This window comes from Streptomyces sp. Y1, from assembly GCF_041053115.1.
Classification (GTDB): domain Bacteria; phylum Actinomycetota; class Actinomycetes; order Streptomycetales; family Streptomycetaceae; genus Kitasatospora; species Kitasatospora rubellomurina.
The window spans coordinates 7,437,811-7,456,885 of sequence record NZ_CP163445.1; the positions used below are offsets into that span (position 1 = coordinate 7,437,811).

21 protein-coding genes and 3 pseudogenes are annotated in these 19,075 nt (G+C 72.8%); 8 read left to right on the forward strand and 16 right to left on the reverse strand.

Annotated elements, in window-relative coordinates; all coding sequences use genetic code 11:
• Positions 1 to 111: 111 nt before the first annotated feature.
• Positions 112 to 753, forward strand: a complete 642-nt coding sequence (locus AB2U05_RS32215) for a TetR/AcrR family transcriptional regulator C-terminal domain-containing protein (RefSeq protein WP_369185090.1) — start codon at positions 112 to 114, stop codon at positions 751 to 753.
• Positions 754 to 787: 34 nt separating this feature from the next.
• Here the strand turns inward: AB2U05_RS32215 and AB2U05_RS32220 are convergent, their stop codons facing one another.
• Positions 788 to 1,369: a DUF3995 domain-containing protein gene (locus AB2U05_RS32220; protein WP_369185091.1), complete on the reverse strand. Its 582-nt coding sequence runs from the start codon at positions 1,367 to 1,369 to the stop codon at positions 788 to 790.
• Positions 1,370 to 1,506: 137 nt separating this feature from the next.
• Between AB2U05_RS32220 and AB2U05_RS32225 the strand changes: the two genes are divergently transcribed.
• Complete coding sequence (locus tag AB2U05_RS32225; RefSeq protein ID WP_369185092.1) at positions 1,507 to 2,019, forward strand: isochorismatase family protein; 513 nt, start codon at positions 1,507 to 1,509, stop codon at positions 2,017 to 2,019.
• A gap of 6 nt (positions 2,020 to 2,025) precedes the next feature.
• Here AB2U05_RS32225 and murQ read toward each other — a convergent pair whose 3' ends face one another.
• The 4 genes and pseudogenes from murQ to AB2U05_RS32245 all read right to left on the reverse strand — a co-directional run.
• A complete protein-coding gene (gene murQ, locus AB2U05_RS32230; protein WP_369185093.1) occupies positions 2,026 to 2,952 on the reverse strand; it encodes an N-acetylmuramic acid 6-phosphate etherase in 927 nt (308 codons plus the stop codon).
• A gap of 44 nt (positions 2,953 to 2,996) precedes the next feature.
• Positions 2,997 to 3,509, reverse strand: a complete 513-nt coding sequence (locus AB2U05_RS32235) for a hypothetical protein (RefSeq protein WP_369186027.1) — start codon at positions 3,507 to 3,509, stop codon at positions 2,997 to 2,999.
• A gap of 6 nt (positions 3,510 to 3,515) precedes the next feature.
• Positions 3,516 to 4,475, reverse strand: a pseudogene (locus tag AB2U05_RS32240) (FAD-dependent monooxygenase); the annotation flags it as partial.
• 25 nt (positions 4,476 to 4,500) lie between these two features.
• A pseudogene (locus tag AB2U05_RS32245) lies at positions 4,501 to 4,626 on the reverse strand (FAD-dependent monooxygenase); the annotation flags it as partial.
• A 104-nt stretch (positions 4,627 to 4,730) separates the two neighbouring features.
• On the opposite strand from AB2U05_RS32245, the gene AB2U05_RS32250 reads away from it, so the two are divergent.
• Entirely contained in the window at positions 4,731 to 5,270 is a 540-nt protein-coding gene (locus AB2U05_RS32250) for a CGNR zinc finger domain-containing protein (RefSeq protein WP_369185094.1), read from the forward strand.
• A gap of 205 nt (positions 5,271 to 5,475) precedes the next feature.
• Here the strand turns inward: AB2U05_RS32250 and AB2U05_RS32255 are convergent.
• The 3 genes and pseudogenes from AB2U05_RS32255 to AB2U05_RS32265 form a co-directional block, all read right to left on the reverse strand.
• Positions 5,476 to 5,999 (reverse strand): annotated as a pseudogene (locus AB2U05_RS32255) (aldo/keto reductase).
• A gap of 368 nt (positions 6,000 to 6,367) precedes the next feature.
• Entirely contained in the window at positions 6,368 to 7,048 is a 681-nt protein-coding gene (locus AB2U05_RS32260; RefSeq protein ID WP_045693937.1) for a DUF6445 family protein, read from the reverse strand.
• A gap of 94 nt (positions 7,049 to 7,142) precedes the next feature.
• A complete protein-coding gene (locus AB2U05_RS32265) occupies positions 7,143 to 7,868 on the reverse strand; it encodes a TetR/AcrR family transcriptional regulator (protein WP_369185095.1) in 726 nt (241 codons plus the stop codon).
• 171 nt (positions 7,869 to 8,039) lie between these two features.
• Between AB2U05_RS32265 and mca the strand changes: the two genes are divergently transcribed.
• The 3 genes from mca (at position 8,040) to AB2U05_RS32280 (ending at position 10,432) form a co-directional block, all read left to right on the forward strand.
• Entirely contained in the window at positions 8,040 to 8,936 is an 897-nt protein-coding gene (mca, locus tag AB2U05_RS32270; RefSeq protein WP_045693941.1) for a mycothiol conjugate amidase Mca, read from the forward strand.
• A 120-nt stretch (positions 8,937 to 9,056) separates the two neighbouring features.
• Positions 9,057 to 9,806, forward strand: a complete 750-nt coding sequence (locus AB2U05_RS32275) for an SMI1/KNR4 family protein (RefSeq protein WP_369185096.1) — start codon at positions 9,057 to 9,059, stop codon at positions 9,804 to 9,806.
• 389 nt (positions 9,807 to 10,195) lie between these two features.
• Positions 10,196 to 10,432, forward strand: a complete 237-nt coding sequence (locus AB2U05_RS32280) for a DUF6355 family natural product biosynthesis protein (RefSeq protein WP_369185097.1) — start codon at positions 10,196 to 10,198, stop codon at positions 10,430 to 10,432.
• A 121-nt stretch (positions 10,433 to 10,553) separates the two neighbouring features.
• On the opposite strand, the gene AB2U05_RS32285 is transcribed toward AB2U05_RS32280, so the two are convergent.
• From AB2U05_RS32285 to AB2U05_RS32295, 3 genes are all read right to left on the reverse strand, one after another.
• Positions 10,554 to 11,291 carry a VOC family protein gene (locus AB2U05_RS32285; RefSeq protein WP_369185098.1) on the reverse strand — a complete coding sequence of 246 codons (738 nt, stop codon included), beginning with the start codon at positions 11,289 to 11,291 and terminating at the stop codon, positions 10,554 to 10,556.
• A gap of 174 nt (positions 11,292 to 11,465) precedes the next feature.
• On the reverse strand, positions 11,466 to 11,930 hold the full coding sequence (locus AB2U05_RS32290; protein ID WP_369185099.1) for a DUF6228 family protein: 465 nt from the start codon (positions 11,928 to 11,930) through the stop codon (positions 11,466 to 11,468).
• 226 nt (positions 11,931 to 12,156) lie between these two features.
• On the reverse strand, positions 12,157 to 12,675 hold the full coding sequence (locus AB2U05_RS32295) for a winged helix-turn-helix transcriptional regulator (protein ID WP_369186028.1): 519 nt from the start codon (positions 12,673 to 12,675) through the stop codon (positions 12,157 to 12,159).
• 98 nt (positions 12,676 to 12,773) lie between these two features.
• Between AB2U05_RS32295 and AB2U05_RS32300 the strand changes: the two genes are divergently transcribed.
• Together AB2U05_RS32300 and AB2U05_RS32305 are read left to right on the forward strand one after the other, a co-directional pair.
• Positions 12,774 to 13,559 (forward strand): SDR family oxidoreductase, encoded by a 786-nt coding sequence (locus tag AB2U05_RS32300; protein WP_369185100.1) that lies wholly within the window; start codon positions 12,774 to 12,776, stop codon positions 13,557 to 13,559.
• A gap of 28 nt (positions 13,560 to 13,587) precedes the next feature.
• Positions 13,588 to 13,947 carry a nuclear transport factor 2 family protein gene (locus AB2U05_RS32305; RefSeq protein WP_369185101.1) on the forward strand — a complete coding sequence of 120 codons (360 nt, stop codon included), beginning with the start codon at positions 13,588 to 13,590 and terminating at the stop codon, positions 13,945 to 13,947.
• Between the two features lie 48 nt (positions 13,948 to 13,995).
• Here AB2U05_RS32305 and AB2U05_RS32310 read toward each other — a convergent pair whose 3' ends face one another.
• The 5 genes from AB2U05_RS32310 to AB2U05_RS32330 form a co-directional block, all read right to left on the reverse strand.
• Positions 13,996 to 14,994, reverse strand: a complete 999-nt coding sequence (locus AB2U05_RS32310; RefSeq protein WP_369185102.1) for a YdcF family protein — start codon at positions 14,992 to 14,994, stop codon at positions 13,996 to 13,998.
• A gap of 124 nt (positions 14,995 to 15,118) precedes the next feature.
• The gene (locus AB2U05_RS32315) at positions 15,119 to 15,592 is read right to left on the reverse strand and encodes a hypothetical protein (RefSeq protein WP_045693953.1); all 474 of its coding nucleotides are present in this window, start codon (positions 15,590 to 15,592) and stop codon (positions 15,119 to 15,121) included.
• A gap of 184 nt (positions 15,593 to 15,776) precedes the next feature.
• Positions 15,777 to 16,976 carry a beta-ketoacyl synthase gene (locus tag AB2U05_RS32320; RefSeq protein ID WP_369185103.1) on the reverse strand — a complete coding sequence of 400 codons (1,200 nt, stop codon included), beginning with the start codon at positions 16,974 to 16,976 and terminating at the stop codon, positions 15,777 to 15,779.
• Between the two features lie 255 nt (positions 16,977 to 17,231).
• Positions 17,232 to 18,074, reverse strand: coding sequence for a lysophospholipid acyltransferase family protein (locus AB2U05_RS32325; RefSeq protein WP_369185104.1), 843 nt, complete (start codon positions 18,072 to 18,074; stop codon positions 17,232 to 17,234).
• A complete protein-coding gene (locus AB2U05_RS32330; RefSeq protein WP_045710968.1) occupies positions 18,071 to 18,949 on the reverse strand; it encodes a GNAT family N-acetyltransferase in 879 nt (292 codons plus the stop codon). The genes AB2U05_RS32325 and AB2U05_RS32330 overlap by 4 nt, the downstream gene beginning before the upstream one ends.
• Positions 18,950 to 19,075 lie beyond the last annotated feature (126 nt).

Sequence of the window (19,075 nt, forward strand, 5' to 3'; positions counted from 1 at the left end):
TCGCTGATAAGTTCCAGCTCGGGAACTTATCGGCGATAAGGTGGGCCGGCAAGGGGATTTCGGCGGGCTCGGGAGTTCGGGGAGCCCGGGTGGCTCGGAGAGGTGGATCGGATGGCGCTGCAGCGCGACGACGTGGTGCGCACCGCCCTGCGGGTGCTCGACGAGGAGGGCATCGACGGCCTCACCACTCGCCGGATCGCCCGCGAACTCGGCGTCCAGTCACCGGCGTTGTACTGGCACTTCAAGAACAAGCGGGAACTGCTCGACCTGATGGCCGAAGCCATGCTCGCCGAGGCCCTGCCACCCGACCGCGCGCCGGACCCGGCACACTGGCCGGACTGGATCGCCGCCGACGCGCGCGCCAAGCGCACGGCCCTGCTCGCCTACCGCGACGGCGCCCGGGTGCACGCCGGGACCCTGCCCACCGAGGCCGAACTGCCGGCCGTCGAGGCGCAGTTGAGCGCCCTGTGCGGGGCCGGGCTGCGGCCGCGGACGGCGCTGCGGCTGCTGCTCACCGTCGACCGGTACGTGATGGGCTGGGTCACCGAGGAACAGGCCTGGCGGCAGGACGCGGCGGACCGCGACCGGCCCGCCTTCCCGGACGAGGCGCTGAGCGAACTCCCGCTGCTGCGCGAGGCGGTGGACGTGCTGCGGATGACGGACCACGACGCGGACTTCGAGTACGGGCTGCGCGTGCTGATCGAGGGCTTCCGGGCCGAGATCGCGCGCGAGGGCGGGGCGGCGGCGGGGTAGCGGCGGGGCGGGGGACGTGCCGGGCTGCTGCCGGTCAGCCGGTGGGAGCCTCCCGGAGCGCCCGGGCGGCCCGGGCGGCTTTGTCGGTGCGGAGTGCGCGCAGCCCGATGGCGCCCAGGACGAGCCCCCAGACGAGGAACCACGGCGAGTAGAGGAACAGCGACCAGCGGGCCACGGTGTCGGCCTCCGCGCCCGTCACGTCCGGGTAGTGCGAGGAGATCGCGCCGGTCAGGTACAGGCTCTCCTGGACGATCCCGGCGATGCCGCGCAGCACGGTGAACGCGCAGCCGATCCCGATCGGCAGCTCCAGCATCCACCGCGGCACCACCGCCCCCCACGGCTTCACCAGCGCGAAGGGGATCAGCGCCCCCAGGGCGGCGAGCAGCACGGTGCCCCAGAGGCCGAGCAGTTCGAAGAGCGGATCGTGCCAGAGGTCCTCCGAGAAGCCGATGGTGGACTTCAGGCCATCGCCGCCGAACGCCCAGTACAGCTTCAGCGCCGCGTACAGCGCCGCCATGGCGGCGGCCACCCCCTCCACCCACAGCCGCCCGGAGCGCGGGGCGGACGGGAGGGCGGCGGGACCGGGGGCCGGCGAGTCCGGGATGCGGCTGCTCATTCGGGGTCGAACTCCTTCGTGAGGTCGTCGATCTCCAGTGAGGCACAGCTTAGTCCCGTGGAGTCACCGGAGTTGACGGTGCGTCACCGTGGCTGGTCCCTAGCTTTCCGGGGTGTGCGGGCGCTAGCGTGATCGCCGTGATCACTCTCGACCCTCGCCGCACGGCCCTCGTCCTGATCGACCTGATGGACCGGATCGTCGCCAACCAGCTCGCGCCGTACCCCGGTTCGCAGGTGCTGGCGGCCTCCCTCGACCTCGCCCGGACGTTCCGGGCGGCCGGTGCGCCCGTCGTCGCGGTGCGCGTCGAGCGGCCGAACGTCGCCGAGCAGCCGCCCGGCAGCGACCTCGCGGCCGAGGTCGCGGCGGTGGCCGACGAGGTGGTGGTCAAGCGCACCATCGGCGGCTTCCACGGCACCGGCCTGCACGAGCTGCTGCGGGCGCGCGGCGTGGACACCCTGGTGTTCGCCGGGATCGCGACCAACCTCGGGGTGGAGTCGACCGCCCGGGCGGCGGGCGACCACGGGTACCGGCTGGTGTTCGTCGAGGACGCGATGACGGCGCTCACGGCGGAGGAGCACCGGGCGTCGGTGGAGCTGGACTTCCCCCGGCTCGGCGAGGTCACGGCGGCGGGGGAGCTCCAGCTGAAGTGACCTCCGTCAGCTGAGGCCGGCGGCGCGCAGCACCTCGCGCAGCCGTCCGCCCGAGGCGGCGAGCAGGCGGGCGGCGGTGGCGGCGTCGACCCCGGCGAGGAGGGTCAGGATCGCGTCCTTGGCCCGGCCGCCGGTCGCCCCCAGCGCACGGCGGACCGCCGCATCGTCCGCGCCGGTGGCCTCCGCGACGATCCGGTGGGCGCGCTCGCGGAGCTTGGCGTTGGTGGCCCGGACGTCGACCATCAGGTTCCCGTACGTCCGGCCGAGGCGGACCATGACGGCCGTCGACAGCAGGTTGAGCACCAGCTTCTGCGCCGTGCCCGCCTTCAACCGGCTCGACCCGGCCAGCACTTCGGGCCCGACCTCCACCTCGACGGCCAGCTCGGCGGCCTCCGCCAGCGCCGAGCCGCGGGTGCAGGCGAGCGCGACGGTCAGTGCGCCGGCGGCGCGGGCCGCCCGGACGGCGGCCACGGTGTACGGCGTCCGGCCCGAGGCCGACACGCCCACCACGGTGTCGGCCGGGGTCGGGCCGAGCGCGGCGAGGTCGGCCGCCGCCAGGTCGGGGCGGTCCTCGGCGCCCTCGACCGCCGCCGTCACCGCCGCCGGGCCGCCCGCGATCAGACCCACCACCTGCGCCGGGTCGGTGCCGAACGTCGGCGGGCACTCGGCGGCGTCCAGGACCCCGAGCCGGCCGGCCGTCCCCGCGCCCGCGTAGACCAGCCGGCCGCCGCACGCCATCCGGGCGGCGACGGCGTCGACCACGGCGGCGATCCGCTCCACCTCGGCGGCCACGGCGAGCGGGACGGTGCGGTCCTCGGCGTTCATCAGCCGGAGCAGGTCGAGGGTGGGCAGGTCGTCGATCCCGGCCCAGGCGGGGTGGACCGCCTCGGTGGGCGGGACGGCGGGGCCCTCGTGCGGGTGGGTGCGGTCCATGGGGGGAGCGTCCCCGGGCGCGGCGGCGGCGAACCGGGAGGCGGTCAGGAGGAGAGGACGCTCCGGAGGACGGCTCGAAGGTCCGTCGCCGGGTCGGTGCCGCGCCAGGCCACGTGTCCGTCCGGGCGGACCAGGACCGCGGCTGCCGCGCCGACGAGGCGTTCCCACTGCCCCGGGGTGGCCTCCCGCTGTCGGCCGGTGTCGAGCGCTCGGTAGGTGACGGGGATTCCGGCCTGCCGCGTGGCGTCGGCCTGCCGTCGCCAGGCCGGGCTGTCCGTCGCGGTGAGCAGGGTGAAGCCGGGGCCGAGGAGGTCGAGGGTGGACGTCACCCGTGCGGGTCCGCCGGTGAGGCGGACGTGCGGCAGGCGTTCGCCGGGGCAGACGCCGGGGCGGTAGCCGTCCGGGCGCAGCCCGGTGGGTTCCGGAGCCGTGCCGGGGCTCCGGGGGGCGGCGGTCGAGGGGAGGACGGCGGTCGAGCGGTAGACGGCGGTCAGCAGGAGTTCGTCGTCGATGCGGTAGCCGGTGCGGTTGCGGGCGTTGGCGGTGGAGATGTCGATGACCTGGCGGGCGACGGGCCGGCGTTCAGCCTCGTAGGTGTCCAGCAGGGCGTCGCCGGCGTACCCGGCGGTGACGGCCGCGAGCTTCCAGGCGAGGTTGTCCACGTCGCCGATGCCGGTGTTCATGCCGTGCCCTCCGGTCGGCGGGACGACGTGCGCCGCGTCGCCGGCCAGCAGGACTCGGGAGCGGCGGTAGGCGGTGGCGAGTTGCGCGTCCATGCGCCAGGTCATCGTGTCGCGGACCGTCACGTCCAGGTCGGGGATGCCGGCGGCGGTGCGGATGAGGTCGGCCAGCTGCCCGTGGTCGGACGGGTCCGAGGCGGGCGTGTTCGAGGCGGGCGTGTTCGAGGCGGGCGTGTTCGAGGCGGGCGTGTCCGGGGTGAGCGGGTACTGGTAGATCCAGTGGCGGTCGTTGTCGACCGCCATGAACCCGCCCCGACCGGGCGCGGTGAGGAAGTAGGACGCGCTGGCGCGATCGGCCACCACCGGGCCGAGCGGCGCCTCGAAGCGGACGCTCAGGTAGCGACCCAGCCCGGTGGGGCCCTCCATCGCGATGCGCGCCCCGGCACGGACGGTGCTCGCGGAGCCGTCGCAGCCGACCAGCCAGTCCGCGCGTACCCGGTACCGCTCACCGGTGGCCGCGTCCGCCAGGTCGGCCAGCACGCCGAGGCCGTCGTCCGTGAACCCGAGCAGGCGCGTGCCGAAGCGGATCCGGGGGCCGGCCGGCGTCTCGGCGTGCCGCAGCAGGACGGGCTCCAGCGCGTCCTGGGAACAGATGACGCCGGGCGCGGGCGTGTGCTCCGCGCTCTCCGCGTCCTCCTCGGGTTGTTCGGGGAGGCCGGTGCGGACGAAGTCGGGATCGACGAGGTCGCGGCCGCGGTAGAAGCGGACCTGATCGGCCGGCAGACCGGCCGAGCGGACGGCCCCTTCCAGGCCGAGGCGCCGGAAGATCTCCATCGAACGGGCCGAGACCCCGCGGGCCTTGGGGGTGGCGGGAGGTCGTGGGGTGGGCCTCGACCAGCACGTGGTCCACGCCGTACCCGGACAGCAGGGCCGACAGCGTCAGGCCGACCGGCCCGCCCCCGACGATCAGCACGGACGTCTGCGACACGGTCATGGCGAATCCCTTGCGCTGCGATCGGCGGTGTAACGGCTAACATCCGTTTTGACGTTACCATGGGGCTGGCTCGGCGAGCCTTCGATTGGCGACGGGAGACGTGCATGCACCAGGGATTCGACGAGGACAATCCGCGCGGCCTGTACTTCCTGGCCGACCTGGTCAACACCGTCCAGGACCGGCCCGGGGCCGACGCGGCCGAACTGCAGGCCGTGGTGGAACGGCACGGCGGGCCGCCGCTGCGCCTCACCGCGACCACGGCGCTGGAGCTGCGCGAAGCCACGGCCACCATCGCCGGCATCCTGGACCTGGCGGACGAGGACCGGGCCGCGGACGCCATCAACGCCCTCCTCGACCGGTACCCCGCCCGACCCCGGCTGGTCCGCCTCCCGGAGCGCCGCTGGTCGGTCCACGCCCGGGCCTCGGACGGCGCGTCGCCGGCCCACTGGCTGCTGTCCACCGCCGCCCTCGCGCTGGCGCTCTGGCTCGGCGAACGCGGCTACTGCGCCTGGGGCCGCTGCGCGGCTCCCGGCTGCGAGCGCTACTTCATCGACACCGGGCGCCGCACCCCGCAGCGCTACTGCTCGACCCGCTGCGGCACCCGGGTGCGGGTCTCCGCCCACCGGCTCCGCAGCGGGCGGTGAGCGGCGGGTGGTGAGCGGCGGGTAGTGAGCGGCTGGGCGTTCGGCGGGGGCGTTGGCTGCCCCCGCCGTGGCCGGCGCCGCTGTTCGAGGATCCACGGCGCCTGAGGTGTGGTGACCGCTGAGGTGGTCACGCAGTGAACAGGAGGGTGTCCGCGGCTGGAGGGCCCGCGGGCACCCCTCCCGTTCAGTTGGCCGTTCCCGAGCTCTACGCGGGCGCTTCCGGGTGGTCGACGGGGCTCGTGCCGTTTGTGGCGTCCAGGGTGTCCAGGTCCGCTCGGGACAGCCGCAGTGCGCCGGCGGCGATGTTCTCGACCAGGTGGCGGGGGTCGGAGGTTCCCGGGATGGCCAGTACGTTCGGCCCGCGGTGCAGTGTCCAGGCCAGTCGGACCTGCGCCGGCGTCACGCCGTGGGCGTGCGCGATCGCCTGGAGCCGGTCGTCGTGGGTGTCGGCGGCGGGCGCCTCGCGTTGCCGGCCGGAGATCGCGAAGAACGGCACGAAGGCGATGCCCTGCCGCCGGCAGCTTGGTTCACCCCGTGCTCGACCGCGCTGCGCAGGAGCCGGACGGCGAGCTCGCGGTCGATCGGCTCGCCATCGGAGTTGCCGCGCATCCCGTTGCCGGTCAGCCGCATCGTGCCGAACCCGAGCCGGTTCACCTCCAGGTCGCCGAGCTTCCAGGTGCCCGCAGCCGCTGCGGTGACCGTCGATGCGGTGACCGTCGCTGATTCCACCGTGACCCACTCCCCGTGTTCTCGCACCGCCCGCCTCCCGGCTGGGTCTGGTACCTGCCGACCGGTCGACCGTCGCGGCCGCCGTCGGGTTCGAGCCAGGAGTATGGGGTGGCGGCTGCCGTGCGGGGAAGGCGCGCACGGTCGGCGAAAGGTCACACCGGGGACGGGAACTCGTGCTCGGCGGCGAACCGTTGGAAGGGGCGTACGGACTCACCGGTGCGGTGGCTTCAGCTGTGCTTCAGAGCGTGGGGCCCCGGATGTACAGGGTCGCGTTGTCTTCCTAGATGTCGAGGCCGGACGTCCGAAGTCGGCCCGGGTACGGGACGTGAGGGGTGCTCACGAGCCCCGGGCGGACTCCGGAACGGGTGTCAGGCCATCCAGAAGAAGACCGCCGTCATCCGGCGCTCGGGCAGCTCGGTGCCGTAGTAACTCGTGGCACTGTGCATGAGGTTGGCGTGGTAGAGCAGCAGCTGGTTGTAGCGGTTGGGGACGCGGACGTCCTCGGTGAAGTGGTCGGCCGGCACGTGCCGGGTGCCAAGTGCCTCGACCAGGTTGTTGTGCGGGGCGTTGACCAGGTTGCCGCCGAGGCGGCCGCCGGGGAACTGCTGGCGGTAGAAGCTGGTGCCGGCGTCCTTGGGCGCGCCCGGGCTGAGGTAGAGGACGGCGGCGTAGCGGCAGAGCGCGCGGGAGTCGGTGTGCGGGCGGGACTCCGACTCGCCGGCGCCGACGAGCTGGACGCAGTTGTGGTTGAGCGTGCCGCCGCCCGGGGTGCTCTGGACCCAGAGCCGCGAGGCACCGGTGGCCTTGCGGACCAGGGACTCGACGCGGGCCAGCTCGTCCGGTTCGAGGCCGGGCATGGTGCGCAGGCCGGGCCAGGCCTCGGGGCGGTAGGGGTAGCCCTCGGTCCAGTCGCCGCGGGCCAGGACGCGCTCGCGGACGGCGTCCGGGTCGGGCAGGACGTTGTCCAGGACCCAGTAGTCCCGCCCGCGAGTGGGCTTGCGGTACGGCAGAACCGGCAGGGTGGTGGGCCTGATGGGCTGTGAGGGCATGCGCTGACGATAGGGGCGGGATGCTTCAACCTTCTGCCGTGAACAGGTCAACCTTTCGTCAAGTGCGAGGTCGGGTGGGGGGGGTCGGTTCGGATCACCGGCCCCGGTCGGTACGGACGGCGAAGTTGCCGAGGGCGCCCTCCAATCGGTCGAAGGCCCGGATCGCCGAGGGCCGGACGGCGGCGGTGACGGCGGCGTGCTCCTCGCCGGCCAGGACTCGGCGGAACACCTCGGTGAACACCGCCCGGTCGACGGCGGCGAGCAGGGCGGCGGCGACCCGGCTCTCGAAGTCGACGGGGGCGGTCGCGTCGTCGGCGGGAGCGGGGCGGTCGGCGTCGGTCAACGCCCGGGTCAGTGCCTCGGCCAGGGCGGTCTCGCCCTGCTCGTGCAGCTCGCGCAGCCGGGCGAGGAGGGCGGGGCTGTCCGCGACGGTGCGGGCGAAGGCCTGCCCCGCGAAGCCGAGCCGGGCGTCGTGCCGGTCGAGCGCGGCCAGGCAGTCGCGGCGCAGCGAGGCGAGGGCGGACTCGCCGGGGGCGCGGTCGGCGACCGTGCGGGCGAGCCGGCCGGCGAGCTCCTCGTGCAGGTCGAGCAGGAGGTCCTCCTTGCGCGGGAAGTGGTTGGTGACGGTCATCTTGGCGACGCCGGCGGCGGCCGCGACCTCGGCGATGGTGGTGCGGTCGAAGCCCTGGTCGATGAAGAGCCTGGTCGCGGCGTCCGAGATGGCCTCGCGGGTGCGGCGCTTGTTCAGCTCGCGGAGCTTGGGGGCGGGGGTGTCGGCGGTGGATGCGGCGTCGGTGGCGGCGGGTCGGGGCTTCGTCATGCGGGGAGCCTAGCGCAGTTCGATGGGTCGGGCACATGAATTATGTCCGACCCAATAAATTGGCTTGACCCAATCGCTAGGTCCGTCCTAAGTTCCTCTCCAGCGGCCGGGGAGGCCGCGGACGGGCGGTCGCCGATCGCCGGTCACGACCGATCGACCGTGGAGGCAAGCATGTTGACCCAGTACTCCGGCCGCCTGCGCCTGCTCGCCGTGCACGCCCACCCGGACGACGAGTCCAGCAAGGGCGCGGCCACCCTCGCCCGCTACGCCGCCGAGGGGGTGGACGTCCTGGTCGCCACCTGCACCGGCGGCGAGCGGGGCTCGGTGCTCAACCCGGCGCTGGACCGGCCCGAGGTCCGGGCCGATCTGGCCCGGATCCGCCGGGCGGAGATGGCCGCCGCCCGGGAGATTCTCGGGGTGCGCCAGCAGTTCCTGGGCTTCCTCGACTCCGGCATGCCCGGCCCGGACGAGCCCCTGCCCGAGGACTGCTTCGCCGCCCAACCGGTGGAGGTCGCGGCGGCGCCGCTGGTCGCGCTGATCAGGGAGTTCCGTCCACACGTCGTGATCACCTACGACGAGACGGGCGGGTACCCGCATCCCGACCACGTGATGACCCACCAGGTCACGGTCGAGGCGTTCGCGGCCGCGGCCGATCCGGACCGCTATCCGGAGGCGGGAGAGCCCTGGCAGGCGGCGAAGCTCTACTACCACCTGGCCCTCTCCCGGGCCTGGTTCCAGACCCTGCACGACGCCATGACGGAGCGGGGCGTCCCCTCGGCCATGGGCGAGCTGCTGGCCGGCTGGCCCGACACCCCTCCCGCTCTCGCCACCACCACCCGGATCGCGTGCGCCGAGCAGTTCGCGGTACGGGACGCGGCGCTGCTGGCGCACGCCACCCAGGTGCAGCCCGGCGTGGCGTTCATGGCCCACCCCAGGAGCATCGAGCGCGAGGTCTGGCCGACCGAGGACTACCACCTGGCCCGCTGCCTGGTACCGACGCCCTGCGGCGGCGGGCAGATCGAGACCGACCTGTTCGACGGGCTGCGCCCGGGAGAGGAGCGTGGATGATGCAGGTGTAGAGGGCGGTTGCGCGGCGCAGATCTGTTGGACCTGGACGACGGCGCGGTCTATGGCTCGCACGTCCGGGCGCTCAAAGGGCGGACCACCTCGGCGCTAGGCTCCCGGCACATGACCTCCCCTCAGCGCAGGAGCAGTGAGCCGCAGCTTGCGATGGATCACGCCCAGTCGGGCGTCCGACCCGGGAATGACGACGAGCTGATCGACAAGCTGCGCACTCGTGCCTGGGATCCGGGCCTGCGGTTCGACAGGGCCGACGTTCCGCTCGCTTGGATCGAGGAGCGCTACGGCCAAGACGGGATTGAGCGGATCCAGGGCCGGATCATCTCCAGCGGCAGCTCCGGGAAGGTCACGCTCGACGCCCGAGCGGAAGAGATCGCGAGCTACTTCGCGGAGGCTCCCCGAGAGCCGTTGTTCGCACCGATCACACGGGACGAAGTCGATGCCGCGGAGCAGATCATCGGACGCCCTCTGCCGGAACTGCTTCGTCGGATCTACACCGAGGTCGGCAACGGTGGCTTCGGGCCCGATGCGGGGATCGCTTCGCTGACCGCAGGCCAGCGTGTGCCGGGGCACTTGGCTGACTGGCACTCCTCGGTCTGCATGCACGAACGCAATCGCATCGAGGGGCTGCCTTCATCATGGCTGTATCTCGTGCCAGGCGGCTGCACGATGGAGTGGCACGTTTCGTTGCTTGCAGTGGACAACCCAGTGCTGCTCTTTGACGTGGACGGATGGGAGCCCAGCTGGGGCGAAGACCCACACGATGGCCTCCGCAACGCGAGCCCGTCGCTACGGCACTGGCTGTGGACTTGGGCCGGCGGTGGCGACGTCTGGGCTCAAGTGCACGATCACGCCTGACTCACAGCTGCGCTGGCACAGGCCAACTGCCAAGCTCTTCATCCTCAAACGATCAGTTATCCGAACCAGATCAGCCCAGGGGCTTTCAGGGCAGAAGGCCGACGAGCTCACCGGGCGTAGACCCCAGAGGTCTCGGCCATCGTCGAATGCCTGGTGACAGAGTCTCGCTTACCCCTTGGGCGTTTCTCGCGCGGCCACTTTGGCGTTGGCATAGCAGGCGCGGGACAGACGGATCCCGGCAGCAGCCTTCGTGAAGGAGACGACGTATGGAACCTCGTGAATCACTCGCCGCGCCGGCGGTACGGCGCGGACCGTTTCTCGGCCTCGCGGCGGTCGCCCTTGCCGGCGCCCTCGCCTGCGCGACGGTCCCCTCGGCGGTAGCCGCTCCCGTGCAAGCTCGATCCGGGTGTGGCTGGAACGAGAGCAGGAACGGCGAACGGGCCTACTACGAGCACTGTGCCACCAACACCAACGTGTGGATCCAGGTCAAGCGGTGGCCCCGGTCCGACTACCACCGCTGCGTCGGCCCCGGACGCACCAACCTGGACCTGGACGCGACCGGAGCCTGGTACGACAGCAACTACCAGGGCGGACTCTGCTCCCACCCCGGTGACACCGGGCCCTGACCCGAGACCGGGTACCTCGGTCGCTCCCAGCAGCCGGGAAGGGCGATGTGCGGTCATGCCGAGCTCCTGGGCCCCCGGGCCGTCCGATCGGACGGCCCGGGGGCCCAGGGGGTGGGCCGGGCTAGCGGGGGCTGAGCAGGCAGAACTCGTTGCCCTCCACGTCGGTCAGGATCCGCCACGAGATGGCGGACTGGTCGATGCCCGGGTCGGAGGCGCCGAGAGCGCGCAGCCTGGCCTCCTCGGCTGCCGGGTCGTCACCGCGGTAGGGGCTGATGTCCAGATGGACGCGGTTCCACCCGCTCTTGGTGTCGGGGGTGCGGATGAACTCCAGGTAGGGGCCGACGCCGTGGGCGGATCGCATGGTCGCGTAGTCGTCGGCGACCTCGTGCACCGTCCAGTCCATTGCCTCGCCCCAGAACCGGGCCATCGCCCGCGGGCTGGTGCAGTCGACCACCACTGCGGCGATCGGCCCGGTGTCCCGGTAGATCTCCCGGGGCTCCAGGACGCAGAACTCGTTGCCCTCCGGGTCGGCCATGACCGTCCAGGGGACGTCGCCCTGCCCCACGTCGGCGAGTGTCGCGCCGAGGTCCTTCAAGCGGGCGACCAGCTCCGCCTGATGGGCCGTCGAGGTGGTGGCCAGGTCGATGTGCACCCGGTTCTTCACCGTCTTGGGTTCTGGGCGGGCGACGAGGTCGATGCAGACGGCCGCGGGGTCGGGGTAGGCGAAGCCGACCGGTTCGAGGTTGGTCACGCCGGGGCCCTCGCTGTCGACACCCCAACCGAGTGCCTCGGCCCAGAACCGGCCGAGCGCAGCGTCGTCCCGGGCCTTCATGTTGATCTGCACGAGTCGTGTTGCCATGCCGCAGATCCTAGATCCGGAGTCGGCCGGTTTCAGCGGAGTTCCAGGGCGTCGAGCCCCCGCCGGTAGGTAGCAGCGGGGGAAGGCGATCCGTTGACCGGTTGGTTCTGGCGGGTTGAAGTGGAGCCGGTAAGGCGGTGGTTCAGCCCGCTACAGCAAAGTCGACGGCGAGATTCAACGGGTTCCAGCCGGAGTGCCGCGGTCGAGAAACTGACGGATGTCTGCGGCAAAGGTCGCCAGTTGTTCCCCGCCCTCCAACCAGGTGGTGACCGAGGCTTCCCAGGAGTCTTCCTGGGTGGTCCATGGCCGGAGAGTCCAGGTCAGGCCGACGTGGCCACCGGATCGAAAGACTGCCCGCAGGGCGAGGTGGTGGGTGCTCCAGGCGCGCTCGCCCTCCCAGCCGCGGAAGTCGGCAGCGAGCTTGTCGAGGAAGTCGGCCAGGTACTCCGGCCCCCAGACCCAGGTGATGACCGAGTCGAGCCGGGCTAGGAGGCCTTCAGCGTGCACTTCCACCGCGAAGCCGGTTCCGTACTCGTCAGGGAAGTAGCGGTCGGAGAACCTGACCTGGGTGGTCGGGTCGTTCTGGGAGCGGACGATGACAGCTGGCGTGTCGGTGGGATCGGTGTCCTTGACGTTCATTCGCCGGACAGTAGACGGCTTCGCGCCCGAAAGTCATTGCGATTCTGTTAGACCGGGCGGGCGGGTGGTGTCGACGTGACCGGCGAGATGGATCAGCGTGGCTTGCGGGTCGATCACTTGGGGGGAGCAGGTGTCACGCCAGCGACAGACCGGTGCTGCGAGGCGGTCGGGTGCAGCCCGTGCTCGCGGCCCTGCTCAAGGCTGTACGAGGCTCCTCCGGGCGGGCTTAGGCCTCTTCCGTGGGAATGGTCGGCCGGGCCGCGTAGCGGCTGCGCATCGCGGCGCTGGCTGCGGGGCCCGCGGTGAAGACGTAGGCGGTGCTGTCGTCGAGTCGGCGGCCGGTTTTGGCGTCGACGACGACGGGCTCGACCTCCTCGCCGCTGTGCGCGTCGACGAGGATCATGCTGCGCTCCGCCGCCGGGAGGCGGGCATTGCCCCACGCGGCCAGGGCGACGATCACCGGGCGCAGCGAGCGCCCGAGTTCGGTGAGTACGTACTCGTGCCGGACGGGGCCGGTCTGGTAGGGCCGGCGCTCCAGGAGGCCGTCCGCGACCAGGGTCTTCAGCCGGGTGGTGAGCATGCTGGAGGAGATGCCCAGGCTCTCCTGGAACTGGTCGAAGCGGGTGTAGCCGTCGAAGGCGTCATGGAGGATCAGCAGCGTCCACCACTCGCCGACGTGTTCCACCGTCGTGGACAGCGGGCACTCCCGGTCCTCCAGCCTGATCCGGCTCGCCACGGCGACCATCCCCTCGGTTACTGCTAAAGTCAAAGTTAGTGGCTTCTATTTTAGCAGTCGAGACGGGGCGGCGCCTCGTGCGCCCGCGCCCGGGAACGGGGCACACCGTGACCACATCCATCAGCGAATCCCTCGAAGGCCGGCGCGCTCTGGTCACCGGCGGCACCAAGGGCACCGGAGCCGCGATCGCCCGACGCCTCGCCGAGGCCGGCGCGACCGTTCTCGTCACCGCCCGCAGCCGGCCCGACGACGTGGAGGAGAAGACGTTCATCACGGCTGACCTGTCCACCGCCGAGGGCGCCGCCGACGTCGCCTCCGAGGTGGACGCCCGCGTGGGAGGCGTCGACATCCTGGTCAACACCCTCGGCGGCTCCACGTCGCCGGCAGGAGGATTCGCCGCGCTCGGAGAGGACGACTGGGCCCGGGAGCTGAACACGAACCTGCTGGCCGCCGTCCGCCTGGACCGCGCGCTCCTGCCGCACATGATCGCCAACGGCAGGGGCGCGGTCGTGCACGTCACCTCGATCCAGCGCCGCATGCCGCTGTGGAACGGCACCCTGGCCTACGCTGCCGCCAAGGCCGCCCTGACCACGTACAGCAAGGGCCTGGCCACCCAGGTCGCCCCGCACGAAGTCCGCGTCAACACCGTCTCGCCCGGCTTCGTCCAGACCTCGGCCGCCGACGACCTCGTCGCCCGGATCGCCCACGACGCCGGCATCAGCCAGGAAGCGGCGCTGGGCCGGCTGATGGACTCCCTCGGTGGCATCCCGCTCGGCCGCCCCAACCGGCCCGAGGAGGTCGCCGAGCTCGTCGCCTTCCTCGTTTCCGACCGCGCCTCGGCCATCGTCGGCGCCGAACACGTCATCGACGGCGGCACCACCCCCACCGTCTGAACCCGCCGGCACCATCATCAGGAGCGTCATGCACGACCACCAGCCCCGGACCATCACCCCGGACGACCTGCCCGAGGTGATCACCCGCTACCTCGCAGCGCACCGCGCCCACGACACCGCCACCGCGGTCACGGCGTTCACCGACGACGCCACAGTGATCGACGACGGCAACACCTACCAGGGCGGCGCCGCGATCGAGCGGTGGCTGGACCGATCCGCCACCGAGTTCACCTACACCATCGACCTGGCGAACGCTCAGGAGATCGACACGGCCCACTACATCGCCACCCACCACCTCGAAGGCGACTTCCCCGGCGGCACCATCGATCTCCGCTACCGGTTCACGCTGCGCGACGACCTCATCGAACACCTCTCCATCGAACCCTGAGGCCGCTCCCACGTGCCCACTCGGCCACTGCCGGATCCGGGGGGCTGTTCAGAGGGCCGCGAGCACGCCGCAGAGGGCGAGGAGGCCGCAGATGCCGAAGTTGACGAGCTTGTGCGAGAGGAACACCGCGGCGAACTCGCGGATGGTCGCGCTCGGCCAGTAGTACGCGGCGGTCGGCGAGCCGAAGACGTGGCCGTTGACCCCGGTCTTGCGGGCGGTGAGCGCGGCGCGGAAGGCGTGGAAGTTGTTGGTGACGACCACGCAGTGGTAGCCGGTCTTGGCCTGCTCCATGATCGCCTTGCTGAAGAGCAGGTTCTCCTCGGTGGTGCGCGAGCGGTCCTCGCGCGCGAGGTGCTGGGCCGGGAAGCCGCGCTCGGTCAGGTAGTCGGCCATCGCGTGGGACTCCGGCAGCTTCTCGTCCGGGCCCTGGCCGCCCGAGGTGATCAGCACCGGCGGGTTGCCGCGCGCGGCCTGTTGCTCGTACACCTCCCGGCCTCGGTCCAGCCGGCTGGCGAGCAGCGGCGGTACGCGATCGCCGCCGATCAGCCCGGAACCGAGGACGACCACGAAGTCCACGTCCCGGCGCGGCCGGTGGCGGCCGTAGAGGAAGGCGTAGCCCACGAAGCAGACGAACAGGAAGGAGATGTAGCCGACCACCAGCAGGGCGGTGCCGGCCAGGATGGCGAGTCGGTGCGAGCCGGTGACGACGGCGGCGGCCATCAGCGCGAGGAGGGCGATGATGCCGAGGCCGGCGAGCAGGGACAGCAGATTGGCGGGTCGTCGGCCCTCCTTGCGGATCATGGTCAGGCCGTTGGCGAGCAGGAACCAGGCCAGGGCCACCGTGCCGATGGCCGGGAGCAGGACGATGGCGACGGCCACCAACTCCACCACCAGGGTGGGCGCCTTGCGCAACTCGGTGAGCAGGGCGAGGGAAAGGAGCGATACGGCGATGCCGAGCAGCACGGCGTTGCTGAACCGGCGGCGGTCGCGCAGTACCCCGATACCGAACAGCAGGAAGAACAGGGCGGCTGGGGCGTAGACGATCATGTTCCTCATCGTAGGTGCGAACGAGTGGGACAACGGGCTGCTGACGGACGGTCGGGAGCCTCTCCGGCGCCGTGTGCGGCAGACGGTGGCCCGCGCTCAGAGGCCGATGTTCAGAGGCCGATGTTCAGAGGCCGATGTTCAGGCCGAAGGCCGCGTCGAAGGACGCGTACCCGACGCACGCGGCCAGCCAGCCGCCGAGGACGGCGGTGACGGCGGCGGTGATCCGCCCGATCCTGCTGCGCCGCTCCTCGGGGCGGCGCAGGTGTCGGACGCCGTGGACCAGGGCCAGCAGGCCGAGGGCGGCCAGTGCGTAGGCACCGGGGGCACTGGCGCGGTGGAGGGCCTGGGCGACGTAGAACGTCGCTGCGAGCGAGAGGGTGGTGAGGGCCATGAGGAGGATCCCGCCGACCGTTTCGACGACCAGCTCGCCGAGGCAGCCTCCGGCCTTCTGGACGGCGAAGGTCGCCGGGCCGACCTGGCCGCCGGGGACGGGTGTCGGATCCCCCGGCCGGTGGGCGGTCGACGGTCCGCCGTCCGCCTCGGCCGCCTCGACTGCCTCGGACGCGTCCGTGTGCGCGTTCGCCCGGTCCCCGGTCATGCCCGCCCCCACCGCCACTTTGCCTGCTCTTTGCGTTCCGGGGCATCGTAGCGGTGGGCGGAGCGTGGTCGCAGGCCAGGGCGGGGTCGGGCCCAGGGAGGGGCCGGCGATGCGCGGCGGCAAAGGCCTCCCGGGTGCCCGCGGACGGACGTCCGCCGACACCCGGGAGGTGCGGATCGGACGGTCAGGTCCGCTCGGCGGTGAAGACGAGCGAGGCGTTGTGCCCGCCGAATCCGAAGGAGTTGGTGAGGGCCGCGCCGAGCGTGCCGCGTCGCGGCCGGCCGGCGACGACGTCGAGCTTCACCTGCGGGTCGAGGTCGTCGAGGTTCCGGGTGGCGGGGATGACCCGGTCGCGGAGGGAGAGGATCACGGAGACGGCTCCGAGGGCGCCGGCGGCGCCGAAGAGGTGGCCGGTCATCGACTTGGTCGCGGTGACGGCCGGGTGCAGGCCGATGGCCTCGGCGATGGACTCGGCCTCGGTGAGGTCGCCCTTGGGGGTGGAGGTCGCGTGGGCGTGCACGTGCTGGACTTCGAGCGGGCCGAGCCCGGCCGACGCCAGGGCGAGGCGCATCGCGCGGACCTGCCCCTCCGGGTGGGCGGAGGTGATGTGGTGCGCGTCGGAGGTGACACCGGCGCCCGCCAGGACCGCGTGCACCCGAGCGGCGCGGGCGGCGGCGAAGTCGGCGCGCTCCAGGACGACCAGGGCCGCCCCTTCGCCGATGACGAAGCCGTCCCGGTGGGTGTCGAACGGCCTGGACGCCTGCTGCGGCGCGTCGTTGCGGGTGGAGTGCGCCTTGGCCTGCGCGAACCCGGCCAGCGGGAGGGGGTGGATGCAGGCCTCGGCCCCGCCCGCGACGACGACGTCCGCGCGACCCAGGCGGATCAGGTCGAGGCCCATCGCGATGGCCTCGGCGCCCGAGGCGCAGGCGCTGACGGGAGTGTGGGCGCCGCCCTTGGCGCCGAGCTCGATGCTGACCCAGGCCGCCGGCCCGTTGGCCATCAGCATCGGCACGGTGTGGGGCGAGACCTTGCGGACGCCGCAGGCCTCCAGGACGTCGTCCTGGCCGAGCATGCTCAGCGCGCCGCCCGTGCCGGTGCCGATCACCACGGCGAGGCGTTCCGGCTCGACGTCCGGCCGACCGGCGTCGGCCCAGGCCTCGCGGGCGGCGATCAGCGCGATCTGCTCGCACCGGTCCAGCCGCCGGGCCTGCACGCGGTCGATCACCTCGCTCGGTTCGACCCGCAGTCGGCCCGCGATCCGCACCGGCAGTCCGGCCGCCCAGTCCTCCTCGATCGCGCTGATCCCGGAATCCCCGGTCAGCAGCCCGGCCCAGGTCGACGGGACGTCGCCGCCGAGCGGCGTGGTGGCACCCAGCCCGGTCACCACGACCTTCGTCGCACCGGCTGCACCGGCCGCACCCGTCGTCCCGGTCGTTCCGGTCGTACCCGCAGTATCCGTAGCCATCGAACAGCCCCCTTTGTAGATGAGACACACCTCACGTTCACCGTGGTGGCGGGAGGTGATCACGACATCTGCCACTCTGCCAGCGGAGTTACGGGCCATCAGGTGCCGTGATCAACGGAGCCGCGTGCCGGGAATTGTGGAGTTCGCACAATGACAGGAGGCCGGAGCAGCGGGTCAGCGGATGCCTTCGACCGCCGCCTGCGCCGCGCGGGCCAGCTCCCGGCGGGCGCCCGCCCGGGTGGGGTGCGGCGGGGGCGGGGGGATCGGCGGACGGAACGTCACCTCCGCGACCAGGCCGCGCACCGCGACGACCCGGGCGAGCGAGGTGAGCAGTCCGTCGTCGCCGACGAAGGCGGGCACGCTGGTGGGCCGTCCGTCCGTTAGCCGGTAGCGGATCGTCACCGGCTGGACGAGGGCGCCGGCGTCCACCGCGGCCTGGAACAGCGCCGGGCGGAACCGTCCGCTCTCCAGCCCGCACCACGTCGACCCCTCCGGGAAGACGATCACCGGCTGCCCGCCGCGCAGCACCTCGGCCACCGCCGCCACGGTGGCGGGCAGGGTCCGCAGCCGGTCCCGGTCCAGGAAGACGGTGCCGCCCCAGGCGACCAGGGGCCCGAGCACCGGCCACTGCCGGACCTCGGTCTTGGCCAGCGACCGCCCGGGCCGGCCGGCCGCGAGCAGCGGGATGTCCAGCCAGGACACGTGGTTGGCGACCACCAGCACCCCGCCGCCGGCCCCCGCCGCACCGGCGACCCCGGTGCCGGCTGCCGTGCCGGCCCCGGTCAGGTACACCGTCACCCCGAGGGCGCGCAGCACCGTCCGGGCCCAGAACCGGACCAGCCGGTCCCGGGTGCCGTACGGCAGCAGCCGCACGGGCAGGGTGAGCGCCACCCCGGCCAGGACGACGGCGAGGCAGGCGGTCAGCCGCAGCGCCCGCCGGGGGTGGGAGACCTCCGGCGCGCGCTCGGCCAGGCAGGTCTCCGGCCGGCAGGGCGCGGTCGGCAGCCAGACGCTCATGAGGAACTGCCCAGGGAGGCCGCTCCGGAGAGGAAGTGCCGCAGGTAGCGCGGGTCGGTGCGCTCCAGCGAGAGCAGCACGTAGAGGTCGGCGCAGCCGAAGTCGGGGTCGTGGGCAGCCTCGCCGCAGACCCAGGCGCCGAGCCGCAGGTAGCCGCGGAGCAGGGAGGGCAGGGCGCCCTGCGCGGCGCGCGGCACGCCGGTGGCGTCCCAGCGGCGGCGGGGGGTGACGCGGTACTCGGCGGGGGCCAGGTACCTGGCGCTGACGGTGTCCCAGACCCGGGCCGCGGTGGCGCCGCCGTCCGCGAGGTCGATGGAGCAGCAGCCGCCGACCCAGGTGTTGCCGGTGTCGGCGAGGTAGCGCGCGATGCCGCCCCACATCAGGTTGATGACGGCGCCGTTGCCCCGGTGGTCGGGGTGGATGCAGGAGCGGCCGAGTTCGACCAGGCCGGGGCGCAGGGGGGCGAGCGCGGAGAGGTCGAACTCGCCGTCCGAGTAGAGCCGGCCGGCCCGGCGGGCGGCCTCGGGGCGCAGCAGCCGGTAGGTGCCGACGACCGTGCCGTGCTCGCCCTCGCGGACGAGGAGGTGGTCGCAGTACTCGTCGAAGGGGTCGACGTCGAGGCCGGCGAGCGGGCTGTGCAGGACGGCGCCGAGTTCGGCGGCGAACACCTGGTGGCGCAGCCGCTGGGCGGCGCGCACGTCGTCCTCGTCCCGGGCGAGGGAGACGGTGTAGGCGGCCGGGGCGGCTTCCGGGGCCGAGGCCGGGACGGGGGCCGGGGCCGACGGCCGGCGGGGCGCCGGGACTGCCGAGGCCGGGGCCGGGGCCTGGTGGGTGGGGGCGTCTGCGGTCGGAGCGTACGTGGGGACGGTGGTCATGGCGGACCCTCCAGGGCAGCACGATCGGCGGTGCCCGGCGTCGCGCCGGGGCACCGTCCCGGTTCGCAGGAGGTGGAGCGGGGAGGCGAACCGGTCACCGTATGTCTGTCCGAGCCGGTTGGCATC